15 protein-coding genes are annotated in these 16,397 nt (G+C 72.1%); 3 read left to right on the plus strand and 12 right to left on the minus strand.

The genetic code is table 11. The annotated features are described in order from the left end of the window. Window positions 1–37: 37 nt before the first annotated feature. A complete protein-coding gene (locus Pdca_RS04750; RefSeq protein ID WP_085914737.1) occupies window positions 38–877 on the plus strand; it encodes an alpha/beta fold hydrolase in 840 nt (279 codons plus the stop codon). On the opposite strand, the gene Pdca_RS04755 is transcribed toward Pdca_RS04750, so the two are convergent. The 7 genes from Pdca_RS04755 to Pdca_RS04785 form a co-directional block, all read right to left on the minus strand. Continuing rightward, entirely contained in the window at window positions 831–1,661 is an 831-nt protein-coding gene (locus Pdca_RS04755; protein WP_085914736.1) for an LLM class F420-dependent oxidoreductase, read from the minus strand. The two genes, Pdca_RS04750 and Pdca_RS04755, sit on opposite strands and share 47 nt — an antisense overlap. 193 nt (window positions 1,662–1,854) lie before the next feature. Beyond that, window positions 1,855–2,382 carry a winged helix-turn-helix domain-containing protein gene (locus Pdca_RS04760; RefSeq protein ID WP_085914735.1) on the minus strand — a complete coding sequence of 176 codons (528 nt, stop codon included), beginning with the start codon at window positions 2,380–2,382 and terminating at the stop codon, window positions 1,855–1,857. Continuing rightward, on the minus strand, window positions 2,379–3,032 hold the full coding sequence (locus tag Pdca_RS04765) for an HAD family hydrolase (protein WP_085914734.1): 654 nt from the start codon (window positions 3,030–3,032) through the stop codon (window positions 2,379–2,381). Before Pdca_RS04765 ends, Pdca_RS04760 begins: the two co-directional genes overlap by 4 nt. Further along, window positions 3,029–3,541: a CinA family protein gene (locus tag Pdca_RS04770; protein WP_085914733.1), complete on the minus strand. Its 513-nt coding sequence runs from the start codon at window positions 3,539–3,541 to the stop codon at window positions 3,029–3,031. The genes Pdca_RS04765 and Pdca_RS04770 overlap by 4 nt, the downstream gene beginning before the upstream one ends. Before the next feature lie 69 nt (window positions 3,542–3,610). After that, window positions 3,611–4,333, minus strand: a complete 723-nt coding sequence (locus Pdca_RS04775; RefSeq protein WP_197719923.1) for an orotidine 5'-phosphate decarboxylase / HUMPS family protein — start codon at window positions 4,331–4,333, stop codon at window positions 3,611–3,613. A gap of 74 nt (window positions 4,334–4,407) precedes the next feature. Further along, entirely contained in the window at window positions 4,408–5,880 is a 1,473-nt protein-coding gene (locus Pdca_RS04780) for a nicotinate phosphoribosyltransferase (protein WP_085914731.1), read from the minus strand. A gap of 444 nt (window positions 5,881–6,324) precedes the next feature. Beyond that, window positions 6,325–7,692 carry a dipeptidase gene (locus tag Pdca_RS04785; RefSeq protein WP_085914730.1) on the minus strand — a complete coding sequence of 456 codons (1,368 nt, stop codon included), beginning with the start codon at window positions 7,690–7,692 and terminating at the stop codon, window positions 6,325–6,327. Between the two features lie 90 nt (window positions 7,693–7,782). On the opposite strand from Pdca_RS04785, the gene Pdca_RS04790 reads away from it, so the two are divergent. Further along, window positions 7,783–9,465: a fatty acyl-AMP ligase gene (locus Pdca_RS04790; RefSeq protein WP_085914729.1), complete on the plus strand. Its 1,683-nt coding sequence runs from the start codon at window positions 7,783–7,785 to the stop codon at window positions 9,463–9,465. A gap of 43 nt (window positions 9,466–9,508) precedes the next feature. On the opposite strand, the gene Pdca_RS04795 is transcribed toward Pdca_RS04790, so the two are convergent. The 5 genes from Pdca_RS04795 to purU all read right to left on the minus strand — a co-directional run bounded on the left by Pdca_RS04795 (window position 9,509) and on the right by purU (window position 14,574). After that, window positions 9,509–10,402, minus strand: a complete 894-nt coding sequence (locus Pdca_RS04795; RefSeq protein WP_085914728.1) for a DMT family transporter — start codon at window positions 10,400–10,402, stop codon at window positions 9,509–9,511. Window positions 10,403–10,583: 181 nt separating this feature from the next. Then, window positions 10,584–11,909, minus strand: a complete 1,326-nt coding sequence (locus Pdca_RS04800; protein ID WP_166665899.1) for an FMN-binding glutamate synthase family protein — start codon at window positions 11,907–11,909, stop codon at window positions 10,584–10,586. Then, a complete protein-coding gene (locus Pdca_RS04805; RefSeq protein ID WP_085914727.1) occupies window positions 11,909–12,667 on the minus strand; it encodes a glutamate synthase in 759 nt (252 codons plus the stop codon). Before Pdca_RS04805 ends, Pdca_RS04800 begins: the two co-directional genes overlap by 1 nt. Then, window positions 12,655–13,539 carry a class II glutamine amidotransferase domain-containing protein gene (locus Pdca_RS04810; protein WP_085914767.1) on the minus strand — a complete coding sequence of 295 codons (885 nt, stop codon included), beginning with the start codon at window positions 13,537–13,539 and terminating at the stop codon, window positions 12,655–12,657. Before Pdca_RS04810 ends, Pdca_RS04805 begins: the two co-directional genes overlap by 13 nt. A gap of 105 nt (window positions 13,540–13,644) precedes the next feature. Continuing rightward, complete coding sequence (gene purU, locus Pdca_RS04815) at window positions 13,645–14,574, minus strand: formyltetrahydrofolate deformylase (protein ID WP_085914766.1); 930 nt, start codon at window positions 14,572–14,574, stop codon at window positions 13,645–13,647. Window positions 14,575–15,013: 439 nt separating this feature from the next. On the opposite strand from purU, the gene glnT reads away from it, so the two are divergent. Beyond that, window positions 15,014–16,366, plus strand: coding sequence for a type III glutamate--ammonia ligase (glnT, locus tag Pdca_RS04820; RefSeq protein ID WP_085914726.1), 1,353 nt, complete (start codon window positions 15,014–15,016; stop codon window positions 16,364–16,366). Window positions 16,367–16,397: the final 31 nt, after the last annotated feature.

Here is a 16,397-nt window from a genome sequence, read left to right on the forward strand (position 1 = left end):
CATTCTGCCCGCAGTGTGCGACGCTCCGCCTGTGGATATGGACGAGGCATGCACCGTCGACGGTCATCGAGTGCGGTGGACGGCCCGGGGTTCCGGTCCGCCGGTGGTGTTCTGCCACGGCACACCGTGGTCGTCACGACTGTGGGGGCCGGTGGCGGAGGCGGTGGCGTCGTCGCACCGGGTGTACCTGTGGGACATGCCCGGCTACGGGGTCTCGTCGAAGAGCGGGGACGTGTCGCTCGACGTCCAGGGCCGGATACTCGCCACCCTGCTCGGCCGGTGGGATCTCGACGAGGCGCCGCACGTCGTCGCGCACGACTACGGCGGTGCCGTCGCGCTGCGGGCGCACCTGCTGCACGGTGCGGCGTACACCTCGCTGACGCTGGTCGACGTGGTCGCACTCGCCCCGTGGGGATCGGAGTTCTTCCGGCTCGTCCGGGACAACGCCGACGTCTTCGCCGCGTTGCCCGAGCCGCTGCACGAGGCGCTGGTCCGCGCCTACGTGCGCGGCGCGGCGTTCCGGCCGCTGCGCCCGGGCGACGAGGACATGCTGGTCACGCCCTGGCTGGGGGAGGAGGGGCAGGCGGCGTTCTACCGGCAGATCGCGCAGGCCGACCAGCGCTTCACCGACGAGATCGAGCCGCGCTACGGCGAGCTCGACCTGCCGGTACGGATCGTGTGGGGTACCGAGGACACCTGGATCCCGGTGGACCGGGCGCACCGGCTCGCCGCCGCGATCCCGGGCGCCGAACTGCATCTGGTGCCCGCCGCCGGGCACCTGATCCAACTCGACGCCCCGGAGGCGCTGACGGCGCTGGTGCTCGGCGGGCTCAGCGGGAGCGCTGCACCACCTGCGCCAGCTCGTCCAGCTTCGTGAGGGTCTCCCGCTCGGGCCGCGTCGGCAGCAGGAACGTCACCCGCTCGACGCCGATGTCGGCGTATCCGGCCACCGTCTCCGGGTCCGGCTGGGCGGCGAACACGGTGGTCGGCACGTCCGGCTTCCCGCGGTCGGCGAGATCGGCCCGGACCCGGCGGATCTCGTCGAACGACAGGTGCCCGCGCGGCAGCCAGCCGTCACCGACCGCGGCGAGCCGGTTCAGGGCGGCCTCGCTCTCCCCGCCGAGGTAGATCGGCGGGTGCGGCTCGCGGGCCGGCTTCGGCCGGCAGAACGACCGCTCGAGGTGCACGTGCTCGCCGTGGAACTCGGCCTCCTCCTCGGTCCACAGTGCCTTCAGCGCGTGCAGCTGCTCGGTCATCAGCGGGCCGCGCTTCGCCGGATCGGTGCCGTGGTTGCGCATCTCCTCCCGGTTCCAGCCGGCGCCGACGCCGAACAGCAGCCGTCCGCCGGACAGCAGGTCCAGGCTCGCGGCGGACTTCGCGGTGTGGATGACGTCGCGCTGCGGCAGCAGCACGATCCCGGTGCCGAGCAGCAGATCGGTCGTCGTCGCCGCCATCGCGGTGAGCGCGACGAACGGATCGAGCGTCCGGTAGTAGACGCGCGGCAGGTCACCGCCACCGGGATAGGGCGACTCGCGGCTGACCGGGATGTGCGAGTGCTCCGCGAGGAAGACCGAGTCGAACCCGCGCTCCTCCAATGCCCGGCCCAGCGGGCCCGGCCGGATGCCCTCGTCGGTCACGAACGTGGCGATACCGAACTTCATGGTGCCAGTGATACCCGCTCCGGCCGGGCGGCAGTCGGTCGGCCGGGCCGAGCGGCGCTTCGCCCGACCTGCCGGTGCGGATCGTGTGCGGGTACCGAGGACACCCGGACCCCGGAGGACCGGTGCCCAGCGGGATCCGCTGCCGGGCAGCGGATCCGGCTCGACGCCCCGGAGGCGCTGACCGGACCGGTGGTCAGGGGCGTCCGTCGATGACCAGGAACCGTTCGGAGGGGTCGTAGCGGTAACCGACGCCGCGGACGGTGACCACCGGTGCCGGGGTCCAGGTGAGCTTGGCCCGCAACCGGGACAGGATGACGTCGACGGCGCGCGGACCGAGCGACCCGTCCGCGTCGTCCAGGCGTTCGCAGAGCTCCTGGCGTGACACCGGCTGGTGCGGACGTTGCACGAGATGGGTGAGCACGGTCGACTCCCGTGGTGTCAGCCGGACCTCCACCCCGTCGACGAGCAGCTCCTGGGCGCCGAGCTCGTAGACCCCGCGGGTGGCGAGCGGGTGCTTGGCCGAGCCGAGCACGGACACCGTCGGGACGTGATGGCCGGGCGCGACCCGGGGCAGCCGGTCGAGCAGGGTGCGCACCACGTCAGCGACGTCGTGTGCGGACTCCGCTGGATCGGCGGTCTCGATCTCGACCAGCAGCCGGACCCGCGGCCGGGTGGGCGGGTCCGCCGGGCCGGGCCCGGTCGTGGTCGGCTCCGATGTCATCCGGCTCCTTCCCGGACCGCCCGGTCCTGCAGCAGCCCGCGTCCGGCGGCGTAGGCCTCCCGCAGGTCGTCGCCGTCGTAACTGAGCCGGGCGAGTCCCTTGATCTCGTCGTCGGCGTTGACCGCCACCGAGAGCGGGACGGCCCGGAACAGCGGTACGTCGGTGTAGGAGTCGCCGTAGGCGACACAGTCGCGGGGCGTGAGAGCGTGCTGTCGCAACAGGTCCGCCACGATCGTGACCTTCGCCGCGGCGGTCAGCACCCGCTCCTCGTCCAGCGGCCCGGCGATCGGCACGTCGGTGGCGTGCACCGCGTCCGCCCCCCACCCGCGCAGCCGGTCCACGAAGAAGCGCGGGGACATGGACACGACGACCGAGTGCTCACCACGCCCGGAGATGTCCGCCCACACCTCGGCGATGCCCTGCAACCAGGGGGCGCCCCGGAAGGCCGCGTCGATGTCCTGGTCGGTCAGGGTCTGCCAGATGGGGTGACAGGCGCGGTGGAATTCCAGGTTGTCGATCTCACCGGCGGAGGACGCGACCTCCAGCACCTCGATCTCGGAGAGCCTGCCGATCCGCCTGCCGATCTCCAGGCTCGCGCTGGTCCCGCGCAGCAGCGTGCCGTCCATGTCGAAGACGTGCAGCGCGCTCACCGCGCATCACTGCCGCCGAGCTGGTCCCCGAGCAGCCGCAGCGCGGCCTCGACGGCCTGCAGCTTGACGGCCGTCCGGTCCCCGTCGAACACGTGTCGTTCGGTCACGATCTTCCCGTCGCGCAGGACGGCCGAGGTGTAGACGGTGCCGACCGGATCGCGGTCGTTGCCCCCGGTGGGGCCGGCGTACCCGGTGAGCGCCACCCCGGCGTCGGCGGCGGAGTGCTCCAGGATGCCGTTGGCGATGCCCTCGGTGACGGCGGCGCTGACCAGCCCGTGCTCCTGCGCGATCTCGGGCCCGACGCCGAGCCCGACCGCCTTGACCGAGGCGTGGTAGAGGACGAACCCGCGCTCGAACACGGTCGAGGCACCCGCGACCGAGGTCAGCGCGGCGGCCACCAGGCCCCCGGTGACGGTCTCGGCGGTGGCGATGCGGAGCCCGGCCCGGCGCGCGCTGTCGAGCACCTGCGCGGCCTGGTCGAGGAGCTCGCTGTCGAAAAGCTCGGACATGGTCCGCTCTCCTTGTGATCGTGCTGTCGTGTGATCGTGCGGTTGTGGGGGCACCGGACGGTGGCGTGCTCAGGTCCTGGTGGCACGCTCCGCGGCGTCGCCGGCCAACCGCCGGGCAGCCTCGAGCGGATCGGGCGCGGCGTGCACGGCTCGCCCGACGATCGCGATGGCCCGGGGACCGCGCACCGCACGGAGGGCGTCGAGGACGGGTGTCGCGTCGCCACCCACCCCGGGGACGAAGAACGTGAGGCCGTCGTGCCGTTCGACGAGTGCCGCGGTGACGGCCGCCGCCCGGCCGAGATCGTGCGCGGGGACGACGAGGTCGCGTGCGCCGTGCTGCACCGCCAGTTCGGTGACCCGGGCGAGCACGTCGTCGGCGATCCAGCCGCCGCCCGAGACCGTGTAGTCCGCCAGCGGGAGTGCGGCGCCGACGATCGGCCGCACCCGATGGTCGAGCGCGCTCCGCACGAAGCCCTGTACCGCGCTCGGACCGGCGACCGGGAAGACGATCAGGCCGTCGACGCCGGCCGCGGCCACCGTGGCGGCGAGACCCGGCCCGTTGGACGGGATGTCCAGACCGGCCTTCTGGTGGTCGTAGTACAGCGGCAGATCGGTGACCTCGCGCAGCGCGCGGACGGTGTGGGCCAGCCCGGAGGCCAGCACCGGCTGCAGGCCGATCTTGAAACCGAGCACCCCCGGCACGGTGGCGGTGGCCTCGGCCAGCCTCCGGGCGGTGTCGATGTCGGGTACGTCGAGGGCCGGGACGATCCCGGACGTGGGACGGTCGGGCACGGGGACTCTCCTCGGTGGTACCGCTCCCGGTCGTCCCGGCACAGGCCGGGACGACCGGGAACAGCAGGTGTCGGTCAGGCGCCGGCCGAGGGCAGGGGCTGCTGCTCGGCGGAGGACTCCTCGGGCAGCACCGGCGCGTAGTACTCGCGCGGCACGGTCCGCTCACTGCGCTCGATCAGGTCGAGCAAGTCCCAGCGGCGCAACAGCTTGCCGTTGCGGTACACGGGCTGGAGCAGGTTCTCCTCCGGAGCCACCGCGTCCCGGGGCACGGTCTCGATCCGGCCGTCGACCTGGCGGACGGCCAGCCGCCCCCGCTTGGAGGCCTTCAGGTCGACCCCGTTCGGGCTCTTCCAGATGTCGACCCAGCGCCCGTCGATCCGCACCGCGTTGGCCTTCTGGGCGAAGTGCAGGGTGTCCCGGTTGACCTGCTGCAGCAGGCCGCCGCCCATCCCGAAGTAGACGTTGTCCGCCGCGAGCCTCCTGCGGTCGAGCTCGGCGTAGATGGCGCGCAGGCTGTCGAGGGTGATCCCGTCGCCCTGGCAGACCCGGATCCGGTCGGGCAGCACCCGGTAGCCCTTGCTGTTCTCGATCGCGCCGTAGTGCTCGATCAGGCCCTCGATGGTGTCCGAGACGACCTGCACGGGATCCCCGGAGTCCGGCCGGACGAACACCGTGCCGGGGTGGTTGTCCACGAGCTCCTTGAGCTCGCCACCGAAGATGTTGTGCACGGCGTTGTCGAGGTCGTAGGAGTCGGAGACGATCACGACGATCGGCCAGCCCCGGTACTTGTGGATCGCGTTCGCGTAGGCCTTCGCCTCGTTCTCCCGCCCCCACGCCGTCATCGTGGAGTGCTCGGAGTTGGGGCCCGATGCGCCGGGGGCGATCGCGTTGTAATAGCGCTGGGCGGCCAGCGAGCCCAAGATCGTGTCGGTCTGCTCGAAGTTCACCAGGTGCGCGAGGCCGCCGAGCGCCGCCGACTGCTGCGAGCTCACGCCGCGCGCGCCGTAGTCGTGAAGCAGGTCCCGGATGATCTCCGGGTGGTCGGAGGTCCGATCGAGCGCGTGCCGGATGATCTGCTTGGACAGCCAGCTCAGCGTGCCGACCGACGTCGGGTACCAGATCGCACGCAGCAGCGGGGTCTCGACGAAGCTGGTCAGCCAGAAGTACTTCGGGTCGGTGTTGATGACCTGCACGAGTGCGTTGCGGACCGGCAGCACCGTGCCCTCGGGGATCGCCTCGATCTCGAGCGGCAGGTAGCCGTCGTGCTCGTTGAGGATCCCCAGCCAGCCGTCCCGGTTGAACGGGATCTTGTGCTGGCGGGTCACGATCTCCGCCTCGTCGATGTCCTCGATCGTGATCGGCTTGAGCAGGTACTCCTTGATGAAGGCCTGGAGCCCGACGAACAGGTGTGCCGGAAAGGGCCCGCCACGGGACTCGACATAGCTGGATACGTACTCCGTCCCGGGCGGGTAGAGAACGTGATGGGAATGCTTGTAGCTGTCGGTGTTGAGAATGATGTTGCCGAAATCGGAGAACTTGCTGACCATTGTTTCCTCTGTGTGTCGAGGTCGGTCCGGCGACGATCCACCGAGAGAGCGAGCGGGGCCGCAGTGGTGGGGATCGTGTCCGAGGGGCGTGGTCCGACGGCGAGGTAATGCCATCGGTTCGGAGTCCGTGCCGTGGCTCGCCGCAGGTCAGGCGGGGGACGGCAGGATCGCCCAGTGATGTGTGCGCCGACGGAGGAGGTCAGGCGTCAGTGACGACAGCGACAGTGACGGCGACAGCGGACGGCCCGGGCACCGGGCTCGTCCGCCGCTGCATCGAGAGACTCGATGATCTGTCGCATGGTTCGAAGATACGAACCCGGAAGATATGCGAACAAGGGACTGTGCGAGCTATCACACTGTTTCGTTCGTTTCAAAGATTTCGATCGTTGCAATTGTTGGTCGAGCGATTCCGGGAATGTCCGATTTCGGCCGGTGGCCGGGTGCTCAGCCGTTCCCGGCGAGCCGGTGCAGCAGCAGCGCCTCGGCGAGCACGCTCCGGCCGAACATGCCCAGGTGCAGGCTCTCGTCGATGCCGTGCCAGCGGCTGGCCGGGTCGCCGACACCGGTCACCAGCACCGCGGCGCCCGGGAAGGTGCGCGCGAACTCGGCGATGAACGGGATCGAGCCGCCGATCCCGGTCTCCACCGCGGAGTTGCCGTACGCGGAGGCGAACGCGGCGCGGGCGTGGTCGTACACCTCGCCGGTCGCGGACAGGCTGAACGGTTCGGCGACCCCGGTGCCGGGGGTGACCGTGACGTGCGCGCCCCACGGCACGTTGCGCTCCAGGTGCTCGGCGAGCGCCTGCTGCGCCTGCACCGCGTCCTCACCGGGGGCGAGCCGCATGCTCACCATCGCGCGGGCCCGCGGGAGCAGCACGTTCGAGGCCTCCGCGACCCGCGGCGCGTCGATGCCGAGCACCGCGACCGCCGGCTTGACATTCACCCGCTCCGGGATGCTGCCGGAGCCGAGCAGCTCGACGCCGTCGAGCAGGCCGGCGTCGGTGCGGTAGGTCGTCTCGTCCGGGTCGGGGGCGTCGGAGCTGCCGTGGACCAGCCCCGGGACGGCGACCTCGCCCTTGTCGTCGTGCAGGGTCGCGAGTATCCGGCAGAGCGCGGTGAGCGCGTCGCCGATCGGGCCGCCGTAGACCCCGGAGTGCACCGGCCGCTCCAGCATCGACACCTCGACGACGACGTCGACCAGGCCGCGCAGGCTGGTGGTCAGCGCCGGCACGTCGACCGCGGGGTTCGCGGCGTCGGCGATCACGATGACGTCCGCGGCGAGGCTCGCGTGGTGCTCGGCGAGCAGCGCGGTCAGGGTCGGCGAACCGGACTCCTCCTCGCCCTCGATGAACAGCACCACCCCGACCGGCGGCGTGCCGCCGTAGGCGCGCAGCACCGCCAGGTGGGTCATGACGCCGGCCTTGTCGTCCGCTGCGCCCCGGCCGTAGAGCCGGCCGTCCCGCTCGGTCGGCTCGAACGGTGGCGACGTCCAGTGCTCGTCGCCACCGGTGGGCTGGACGTCGTGGTGGGCGTAGAGCATGACGGTCGGCGTGCCCTCGGGGCCCGGCCAGTGTGCGACGACGGCCGGCGCGCCACCCTCGGCGGCGATCACCCGTACCTCGGCGGCACCGGCGTCGCGGGCCAGCTCGGCGACCGCGTCCGCGGAGCGACGCGTGTCGTCGGCGTGTGCCGGATCGGCCCAGATGCTCGGGATGCGGACCAGCGCCTCCAGATCGGTGCGGGCCCCGGGCAGGACCGCGGTGACCGCCTCGGCGAGCTCGGCCGGCGGAGTGCTGATCGGCTGGTCCGTCATGGGACCGGATGCTACGCCCGGCCCACCGGCCACCGATCGTGGCCGCGCGAGGGCCCGGCCGGTCGCCGACGAGGCATTAGTGTCGGGCGCATGTCCCGTTTTCTGGCGACGTTGCTGGAGTCCGCGACCGGTCCCGACCGGGATCTCCGCGGGATGACCACCGGGGAGCCGCGCGAGCCCGTGCGGCGCAGCTGGGGGGAAGTGCACCGGGAGGCCCGGTCCTGCGCGGAGGCGCTGCGCCGGCCCGGCGCCGACGGCGAGCCGGCACTCCCGTTCGGCGGCGCGGTCGGGGTGCTCGCCGGCGAGCCCGCGGCGATCGCGCCGTGTGCGCAGGCGGTGTGGCTGCAGGGTGGCAGTGTGACGATGCTGCACCAGCCGACCCCCCGGACCGATCTCGCGGAGTGGGCTGCGGACACCGTCACCACGCTCAAGATGATCGATGCCTCGATGGTGCTGCTCGGGGCCCCGTTCGACGCGCTCGCCCCGGTGCTGATGGAGCAGGGCATCCCGTTCCGCACCCTGGACTCGCTGGCCGGTGACCCGGACGCCTTCGTCGCGGACGCCGCCGTCGCCGACGAGGGCGACACCGCACTGCTGCAGCTGACCAGCGGCTCCACCGCGGCGCCGAAGGCCGTCCGGATCACCCACGCGAACCTGCACGCCAACATCGGCTCGATGGTCGCCGCGTCCGAACTGGACGTCGCCTCGGACCGGATGGTGTCCTGGCTACCGCTGTTCCACGACATGGGGATGGTCGGTTTCCTGACCATCCCGATGACGGTCGGGCTGGATCTGGTCACGGTCACCCCGGTCGACTTCCTCGGGCGGCCGCGGCTGTGGGCCGAGCTGATCTCGAAGTACCGCGGCACGGTCACCGCGGCGCCGAACTTCGCCTATGCGGTGCTGGCCCGTCAGCTCGCCAGGGTCGACGACGGCGAGCTCGACCTGTCGTCACTGCGGATCGCGCTGAACGGCGCCGAGCCGGTCGATCCGGCGGCCGTCACCGCGTTCACCGATGCGGGGGCACGGTTCGGGCTGCGGCCGGAGTCGGTGCTGTGCGCCTACGGGATGGCCGAGACGGCGCTCGGGGTGGCGTTCGCACCGGTCCACACCGGACTCACGGTGGACCGGGTGGATGCCGAGTCGCTGGAGGCGCACCGCCGTGCCGAGCCGGCCTCGGACGGTCCGGTGCGGGAGTTCCCCGAGCTCGGGCCGCCGCTGCCGGGCCTGGAGGTCCGGGCGGTCGACCCCGCCGGCCGGGTGCTCGGGGCGCGCGAGGTCGGCGTGCTGCAGCTGCGCGGCGAGGCGGTGACGCCCGGCTATCTCACCGTCGACGGCCCGCGGTCCACACAGGACGCCGAGGGCTGGTTCGACACCGGGGACGAGGGCTATCTGACCACGGACGGTGCGGTCGTCGTCTGTGGCCGGACCAAGGACGTGATCATCATGGGCGGCCGCAACATCTACCCGACCGACATCGAGCGTGCCGCGGGTGCGGCCGACGGGGTGCGGGCCGGGAACGTCGTCGCGGTGCGGCTGGCGGCCGGCGAAGGGCGCCATCGCGAGTCGTTCGCGGTCGCGGTCGAGGCGAAGGGCGCCGACAGCCCGGAGGCGGTGAAGGCGATCCGCGACGACGTCACGCACCGGGTGGTGTCCGCCGTCGGCGTGCGCCCGGCCCGGGTCGCGGTGCTGGCGCCGGGGACGCTGCCGAAGACCCCGTCGGGCAAGCTCCGCCGCGCCGCCACCGCCGACCTGCTCGGCACCGCGGGCTGACCCCACCGGCCGGTCGACGGGCCCGTCGCCGCCGGGGGAGCGCTCAGCCGGGCCGTCGACGCAGGTGCCCTCCGTTGGTGAGCACGACCCCGGCGATCACCACCAGCCCGCCGACGACCTGCGCCGAGGTGTAGGGGTCGCCCACGATGATCGTGAAGGCGGCGGTGAAGACGGTGATCAGGTTGAGGAACACCCCGGCGCTCCCGGCCGGCAGCACGAGCAGGGCCCTGGTCCACAACAGGTACGACAGGACCGAGGGGAACACCACGATGAACAGCAACGAGCCCGTCGACGCCGGATCGCCGGGCAGGGTGACCCCGGTGAGGAGCCCGATCGGGGCGAGCAGCAGCACCGCCACCGCCGCCTGCGCGGCGGTCGAGGCGATCGGCGGCAGCGGCGGGACGCGTCGGCCGACCACCGCGTAACCGGTCCAGGCGGTGATCGCACCCAGCATGAGCAGCTCGCCCGGCCCGAATCCGGTGCGGAGCACGCTCGCCGGATCGCCGTCGGTCACGACGATCAGCACGCCGATCAGCGCGACCAGGATTCCGGCGACCGCGAGCGGGGTCAGCCGTTCGCGCAGGAAGACCGCCCCGGCGAGCGCGATGAGCGCGGGATTGAAGGCGTTGATCAGCGAGGCGTTGAAGGCGCTGGTGGCCTCGAGGGCGGCGTAGAGGAATCCGGTGTAGGCGAGCAGCCCGAAGAACGACAGCGCCAGCAACCACCGCCAGGCGGCGAGCACCTGCCGCCAGTCCGGGCGCTCGATCAGCTGCGCGAGCGCCAGCAGCAGCGGGAGCGCCAGCACCCACCTGAGCAGGGTGAGGCTGAACGGGTCGATGCTCTGCACCGCCCGGGCCCCGACGATGTAGTTACCGGCCCAGAACAGCGTCGCGCCGAGCAGCGAGACGGTGGCGCCGACCAGCCCGGGACGAGACATCGGCGGGGTGGTCCTTCCTGACACGGGCGAGGCGCTCTGCCTACCACGGTGCGCGGCGCGGCAGATCCCCCGGTCCTGCCCGTCCGGGACCACCCGCCCGGCCCGACCGCCCGGCCCACCCGGCCCGCCCGGCCGGGATCGGCCCCGCCTGGCCGGGATCGCCGGGGCGGGGCCGGCCCGCTCAGAGTGGCGTCCGCCCCGGGATCCAGCTGGTCCCGGCGAGCGGGACCCGGGCCATCGCCGCGGCCTCGATGGTCAGCGACACCAGGTCCTCGGGCTCCAGGTGCAGCAGATGCCCCTTCCCGCAGGCGCGGGCGATGGTCTGCGCCTCCAGCGTGAGCACCCGCAGGTAGTTCGCGATCCGCCGGCCACCCTGCAGCGGATCGAGACGCGCGGCGAGTTCCGGATCCTGGGTGGTGATCCCCGCCGGGTCCCGCCCGTCCTGGAAGTCGTCGTAGAAGCCGGCCGCCGAGCCGATGCTCTCGTACTCCTTCGCCCAGCGGGGGTCGTTGTCGCCCAGCGCGATCAACGCGGCCGTCCCGATCGCGACGGCGTCGGCGCCGAGCGCCATCGCCTTGGCGACGTCGGCGCCGGTCCGGATCCCGCCGGAGACGACGAGCTGCACCTTGCGGTGCAGTCCGAGCTCGGACAGCGCCTGCACCGCCTGCGGGATCGCCGCGAGGATCGGGATCCCCACGTGCTCGATGAAGACCTCCTGGGTGGCGGCGGTGCCGCCCTGCATCCCGTCGACGACGACGACGTCCGCCCCGGCCGCGACGGCCAGCTTGACGTCGTAGTAGGTGCGGGTGGCCCCGACCTTGACGTAGATCGGCTTCTGCCAGTCGGTGATCTCGCGCAGCTCGAGGATCTTGATGGCGAGATCGTCGGGTCCGGTCCAGTCCGGGTGCCGGCAGGCGCTGCGCTGGTCGATGCCGGGCGGCAGGGTGCGCATGCCGGCCACCCGGTCGGAGATCTTCTGCCCGAGCAGCATCCCCCCGCCGCCGGGCTTGGCGCCCTGGCCGAGCACGACCTCGATGGCGTCGGCGGCCCGCAGATGGTCGGGGTTCATCCCGTAGCGGCTGGGCAGCACCTGGTAGACGAGGGTCTTGGAGTGGCCGCGCTCCTCGTCGGTCATGCCGCCGTCGCCGGTGGTGGTGGAGGTGCCGACCTCGCTGGCCCCGCGACCCAGGGACTCCTTGGCCTGCGCGGACAGCGCGCCGAAGCTCATCCCGGCGATGGTCACCGGGGTGGACAGGTGCAGTGGCCGCTCGGCGTGCCGGTCACCGAGCACCACGTCGGTGTCGCAGCGCTCGCGATAGCCCTCCAGCGGATAGCGGGACATCGAGGCGCCGAGGAACAGTAGGTCGTCGAAGTGCGGCAGGGGACGCTTGGCCCCCCAGCCCCGGATGTCGTAGACCCCGGTCTCCGCCGCGTGCTGGATCGCGGCGATCGTGGCGCGGTCGAAGGTCGCGGACTCGCGGAGCCCGCGACCGTCGGATGTGCTCATCAGTAGCTCCCCGAGCGCTCGCTGGTGAAGTGGTACAGCCTGCGGGCCGAGCCGAACCGGCGGAACTCCGCCAGCGCGGCCGGATCCCCGGCGAGATCGGTCATGCCGGCCGCGGTGAGCAGCTCGGCGAGCTCGGACCGGTGCTCGTCGCGGATCTCCTTCTCGATGCAGTCGGCACCGAGCGCCCCGACCTTCCCTCGGACGTAGAGGCGCGCCTCGTAGATGGAGTCCCCGAGACCGTCCCCGGCGTCGCCGCAGACGACGAGCCGGCCGGCCTGGGCCATGAACGCGCTCATCGGGCCGACGTCGCCGCCGACGACGATGTCGACGCCCTTCATCGAGATGCCGCACCGCATGGACGCGGTGCCCTCGACCACCAGCAGCCCGCCGCGGGCGGTCGCCCCGGCCGACTGGGAGGCGTCCCCGCGGACCCGGACCGTCCCGGACATCATGTTCTCGGCCAGGCCGGGGCCGGCGCTGCCGTCGACGACGATGGTGCCGCCCTGGTTCATCCCGCCGCAGTAGTAGCCGACGTCGCCCTCGACGTGGATGTCGAGCTCGTCGTCGACACCGACCGCGACGGCATGCGCGCCGCGGGGGGACAGCACCCGGTAGCGGCGCGCCGTGGGGGCGTGCAGCTCGGCGTTCAGCGTGCGCACCGTCGCGGTGGTGAGGTCCACCGTGTGCACCCCGGCGCCGTCGCGGGCGCTGTCCTGAGGCGATGCGGTGTCATCCGGGTGGTTGCTCAGCGCTGCCATGCGTACACCTTTCCGGGGTCGGGCTCGAAGACCCGCGCCTGCGAGATCCCGGGCAGCTCGGCCAGGGAACGGAACTCCGAGGCCATCGCGACCCAGCGCGGATGCTCGGCCACGATCGCCGGCTTGCAGGCGATCTCGTCGCGGACGACGGCGAACCCGTCGGCGGTGGTGACCAGGAGCGTGTAGAAGCCGTCGAACTCCTGGCCCAGCCGGTGCAGCGCCTTCTCCAGGTCGTCACCGTCGGCCAGGCAGGCGGCGACGAAGCGGGCGGCCACCTCGGTGTCGTTCTCCGAGTCGAACTCGATCCCCTCGTGGCGCAGTGCGCGCCGGATCGTCGCGTGGTTGGAGAACGAGCCGTTGTGCACCAGGCAGAGGTCGCGGCCGACCGAGAAGGGGTGGCTGCCCTCGGGGGTGATGGCGGACTCGGTGGCCATCCGGGTGTGCGCGAGCCCCTGCCAGCCGTGGGCGGAGGCGAGATCGTAGGTCTCGGCGAGCTCGCGCGGGTTGCCGATGTCCTTGTAGACGACGAGCTCGCTGCCGATCCCGACGACCTTCGCCTCCGGGGCGACGGACCGGACCGCGGCGGCGAGCGCCTCGGGATCGACGGCGGCGGTGATGACGGTCGTCGCCCCGGCCCGGCTCGCGGTCACCGCGGGAAGCAGCTGCCCGAGCGCGGCCGCCGGGTCGTCCGGGGCGCCGAGCACCGACACCGCGGAGTGGCCCTCCGGCACGCGCTCCCGGTCGCCGTAGACGGCGATACCGGCCGCATCCGGCCCGCGTTCGACCGCGCCGGCCAGCATCGTGTCCAGGAGCTGACCCAACCGGGGATACAGGTCGGGGTCCCGGAGGTGCAGACCGATGATCCCGCACATGTGGACCTCCATTCTCGGCGGTCGGTGCCGCACTCGCTCCGGTGCCGGTGCGCGGCCCGGAGGGTCGGTGGGAACGCGTCCGGGACGCGCTGCCCTCGTACGTGGTCAGAAGACGATCGTGGTGTTCCCGTGCAGCAATACCCTGTCGTCGCAGTGCCACGCGACGGCCCGCGCCAGCACGATCCGCTCGATGTCCGCGCCCCGCCGGGAGATCTCGCGGGCCGTCAGACGGTGCGAGACCCGGGCGACGTCCTGCTCGATGATGGGCCCCTCGTCGAGATCCTCGGTGACGTAGTGCGCCGTCGCACCGACCAGCTTGACCCCCCGGTGCTTGGCCTGGACGTACGGGCTCGCCCCGGCGAACGCGGGGAGGAACGAGTGGTGGATGTTGATCGCCGGAACCCCCAGCCGCTTCAGGAAGTCCCCGCTGAGGATCTGCATGTAGCGGGCGAGGACGACGAGATCGACCCGGCCGTCCAGCAGCGCGAGCTGCTCGTCCTCGGCGGCGGCCTTGGTCTCGCGGGTCACCGGGATGTGGGTGAACGGGATGTCGAACGCGGCGACGTCGTCGTGCAGGTCGGGATGGTTCGAGACGACCTGCACGATGTCGATCGGCAGCTCGCCCCGGCGCCACCGCCAGATCAGGTCCAGCAGGCAGTGGTCGACCTTGGAGACGAACAGCGCCACCCGTTTGGGGATCTCCGCGGTCCGGATCTCGAACGACATGCCGAACCGGGCGGCCACCTCGTCGGCGAACTCGCGCTCGAGTACGGGCAGCCGCTCGATCAGCCCGGGGAGGTGGAACTCGATCCGCTGGAAGAACGACCCGCCCTCGGCGTCGGTGGTGTCCTGGTCGGACTGCGCGATGTTGGCGCCCCTGGCGTGCAGGAACGAGGTCGCCGCGGCGACGATGCCGGGTCCGTCCTGGCAGGACATCAGGAGGCGGCCGACGTCGGCGGTGGAGCTGCGGCCCACGGGCGAACCGTCCCGGACCCCGTCCGGCAACGGCGCGACGGTCGTCGCGGAGTCTTCCATGCTGATCTGCCCCTCGTAACGGCTGCTGCGTGGCGACGGCCGGAGCATCCGGCGGCCCGGTCGTTCCGGTGCCCGTCCAGGACCTGACGGCCCGAAGGTGTTGCTTTAGTACCTTTGGAGAGGCAAGCATCGGCCGCACGGGAAGTCAACCCCGATCCCCGGTGCTGTGAGACGCCCGTGTCGCCGGCTCGTGACGGGGGTGTGACGGGGTTGACATCCCGCGCCGGGCGGTGTTGCCTCTCCAAAGGTACTAAGACAACACCTTGACTGGGTGGTGATCCATCCGACGCGGCGTGACCTGCGCGTCCATCGCAGCGACCTGACCGGGAAGAGCCGCTGAGCCGCCGCCCACCGGGCCGGCAGGCGGCCCTCCGAACCCGATGGCAGTACGGCCGTCTCCCGACGGCCGGCGCGTACCGAGACGAGGAGATCCACCCCGATGGCAGACCCGCGCGACGCGCTTCGCCGCCGAGCCGAGCAGGACGGCATCGAGTTCTTCCTTGCGATGTTCGTCGACCTGCACGGCAAACCCTGTGCGAAGGCGGTGCCGATCGAGGCCTACGACCAGCTCGTCGACGGCGGCGCGGGTTTCGCGGGCTACGCCGCCGGTGATCTCGGCCAGTCACCGGCCGATCCGGACATCTCGGCGGTCCCCGATCTGTCCAGCTACACGCCGCTGCCCTGGAAGCCGGGGCTCGCGGTGCTGCACTGCGATCCCTACGTCGAGGGGGAGCCCTGGCCCTACGCACCCCGGGTGATCCTGCGCCGGCTGCTCGACGAGCTCGCGCAGGAGCGCGGCTGGACGCTGAAGACCGGGATCGAGCTGGAGTACTCGCTGCTGCGGCGCGCCGCCGACGGGAGCCTGGAGTTCGCCGATCCGCACGACACCTCGCACAAGCCCTGCTACGAGGTGAAGGGCCTCACCCGGATGTGGGATCACCTGCGCGCCGTCTCGCGCAACCTCAACGACCTCGGGTGGGGCAACTACGCGAACGACCACGAGGACGGCACCGGCCAGTTCGAGAACAACTGGCACTACGCGGACGCGCTCCGGACCGCGGACCGGGCGATCTTCTTCCGCTACATGACCCACATGCTCGCGCACGACGCGGGCATGATCGCCACCTTCATGCCGAAGCCCTTCCGCGACGTGACCGGCAACGGGCTGCACCTGCACCAGAGCCTCTGGGACGCCGACGACCAGCCGCTGTTCGCCGACGACGGCGGCGGTGCCGGCCTGTCGGAGCTGGGCAGGCACTACCTCGCGGGGCTGCTGGCGCACGGTCGCTCGTCGGCCGCGCTGATCTGCCCGACCGTCAACTCCTACAAGCGGATCGGGGTCGCCACGACGTCGTCCGGAGCGAGCTGGGCGCCGGCGTACGTGGCGCACGGCGGGAACAACCGGACCCTGCTGCTGCGGGTGCCCGAGGGCGGCCGGATCGAGCACCGGGGCGTCGACGGCTCGGCGAACCCGTACCTGGCGACGGTGGCGCTGCTGGCGGCCGGGCTCGACGGGATCGACCGCCGGCTGGACCCCGGCCCCGCCACCGACGACAACCTCTTCGCGCTCTCCCCGGAGGAGGTCCGGTCGCGCGGGATCGCGCAGCTGCCCAAGACCCTCGAACGCGCGGTGGAGGAGCTCGTCGAGGACGACGTGCTGCGGGCCGCGCTGGGGAAGACGCGGGGCGGTGACTTCATCGACTACTTCGCCCGGATCAAGCAGGACGAATTCGACGAGTACCACTCCGTCGTCTCCGACTGGGAGATCAACCGGTACCTCACCCAGGCCTGACCGCGCGGTCCCGGCAGCGCGACCATCCGGT

The sequence above is a fragment of the Pseudonocardia autotrophica genome (assembly GCF_003945385.1).
Classification (GTDB): Bacteria; Actinomycetota; Actinomycetes; order Mycobacteriales; family Pseudonocardiaceae; genus Pseudonocardia; species Pseudonocardia autotrophica.

Excerpts from the sequence above, each read along its gene's own strand:
- Pdca_RS04750 (WP_085914737.1), top strand. The coding sequence starts at position 38 with ATGGACGAGGCATGCACCGTCGACGGTCATCGAGTGCGGTGGACGGCC.
- Pdca_RS04755 (WP_085914736.1), bottom strand. The coding sequence starts at position 1,661 with ATGAAGTTCGGTATCGCCACGTTCGTGACCGACGAGGGCATCCGGCCG.
- Pdca_RS04760 (WP_085914735.1), bottom strand. The coding sequence starts at position 2,382 with ATGACATCGGAGCCGACCACGACCGGGCCCGGCCCGGCGGACCCGCCC.
- Pdca_RS04770 (WP_085914733.1), bottom strand. The coding sequence starts at position 3,541 with ATGTCCGAGCTTTTCGACAGCGAGCTCCTCGACCAGGCCGCGCAGGTG.
- Pdca_RS04780 (WP_085914731.1), bottom strand. The coding sequence starts at position 5,880 with ATGGTCAGCAAGTTCTCCGATTTCGGCAACATCATTCTCAACACCGAC.
- Pdca_RS04785 (WP_085914730.1), bottom strand. The coding sequence starts at position 7,692 with ATGACGGACCAGCCGATCAGCACTCCGCCGGCCGAGCTCGCCGAGGCG.
- Pdca_RS04790 (WP_085914729.1), top strand. The coding sequence starts at position 7,783 with ATGTCCCGTTTTCTGGCGACGTTGCTGGAGTCCGCGACCGGTCCCGAC.
- Pdca_RS04795 (WP_085914728.1), bottom strand. The coding sequence starts at position 10,402 with ATGTCTCGTCCCGGGCTGGTCGGCGCCACCGTCTCGCTGCTCGGCGCG.
- Pdca_RS04800 (WP_166665899.1), bottom strand. The coding sequence starts at position 11,909 with ATGAGCACATCCGACGGTCGCGGGCTCCGCGAGTCCGCGACCTTCGAC.
- Pdca_RS04805 (WP_085914727.1), bottom strand. The coding sequence starts at position 12,667 with ATGGCAGCGCTGAGCAACCACCCGGATGACACCGCATCGCCTCAGGAC.
- Pdca_RS04810 (WP_085914767.1), bottom strand. The coding sequence starts at position 13,539 with ATGTGCGGGATCATCGGTCTGCACCTCCGGGACCCCGACCTGTATCCC.
- purU (WP_085914766.1), bottom strand. The coding sequence starts at position 14,574 with ATGGAAGACTCCGCGACGACCGTCGCGCCGTTGCCGGACGGGGTCCGG.
- glnT (WP_085914726.1), top strand. The coding sequence starts at position 15,014 with ATGGCAGACCCGCGCGACGCGCTTCGCCGCCGAGCCGAGCAGGACGGC.